The organism is Novosphingobium sp. B-7 (assembly GCF_000410615.1).
GTDB classification, from domain to species: domain Bacteria; phylum Pseudomonadota; class Alphaproteobacteria; order Sphingomonadales; family Sphingomonadaceae; genus Novosphingobium; species Novosphingobium capsulatum.
In genome coordinates this window covers 3,141-4,136 of record NZ_KE148518.1, presented here as the reverse complement: position 1 = coordinate 4,136, position 996 = coordinate 3,141, and the positions used below count along the sequence as shown (strand labels likewise).

General features: G+C 70.6%; 1 protein-coding gene and 1 pseudogene. One reads left to right on the top strand and one right to left on the bottom strand.

Going from position 1 to position 996, the window contains the following annotated elements; all coding sequences use genetic code 11:
• Positions 1-307, top strand: a pseudogene (locus tag H926_RS30420) (pseudouridine synthase); the annotation flags it as partial.
• A gap of 262 nt (positions 308-569) precedes the next feature.
• On the opposite strand, the gene H926_RS30415 reads toward H926_RS30420, so the two are convergent.
• Positions 570-996, bottom strand: a 427-nt coding sequence (locus H926_RS30415; RefSeq protein WP_043611304.1) for a tetratricopeptide repeat protein, incomplete at its 5' end; no start/stop codon positions are given.

The window sequence follows — 996 nt, the reverse complement described above, 5'->3', positions numbered from 1 at the left end:
GGGAGAGCCGGATGACGCGGCGCTCACCGCCTTGCAGCGCGGGGTGCGGCTGAAAGACGGGATGACCCTGCCCGCTGGCGCGCGCCGCATCGATCCGCCCGCGCTGTGGCCGCGCGTGCCGCCGGTACGGTTTCGCAAGAGCGTGCCCGATTGCTGGCTGGAGCTGACCCTGCGCGAAGGGCGAAACCGCCAGGTGCGGCGCATGACGGCGGCCGTGGGCCACCCCACCCTGCGCCTGGTGCGCTGGGCCATCGGCGCCTGGACGCTCGACGGCCTCGCGCCCGGAGAGTGGCGCCAGGTGGATTAGGACGCTGCCAATCCGCGCTGCGTCGATCCATTGTGTGGGTAAGGGGCAAGGATTGGTGGTTGATTGCCATGGCGCAAATCATTGAGCGGGACCCCGGGTCAAGCCCGGGGTGACGTAAGGTTTTAGAAAACAACACCTTCTTCGTCACCCCGGGCTTGACCCGGGGTCCCGCTTTTCTGGTGGCCCGTCCTGCCAGACCGTCCGCAACCGGCGCGTCACCAGCCTTGGGCCTCGTCCGCACCGCACATGGCGCGCGCGGCGCTCAGAATCCTGGCGGCAGTTGCATGCCATATTCGGCCCAGGTCTTGTCCACCCCCGGTGACAGGCTGCGCGCGCGGGACAGATCGGCCAGCGCGCGGTCACGCTCGCCCAGGCGGGCATAGGCCAGCCCGCGCCCGTAGAGCGAGGCGATCAGCGTCGGCGCCATGCGCAGCGCGGTGTCGTAGTCGGCAATCGCGCCCTTGTTGTCACCCTGGCGCAGGCGCAGGAAACCCCGGCTGTCGATGAAATCGGGGCGGCCCGGCGCCAGGCGCAGGGCGTTGTCGCAATCGCCGCCGGCACTGTCGAGCGCCAGGTTGTGCGTGGCCTTGAACCAGCACACCAGGTTGTGCGCCTCCGGGTCTTGGGCATGGCCGGCCAGCGTGGTGCCGGCCAGTTGCAGCGCGGCGGCGGTGCGCCCCTGCGCGGCC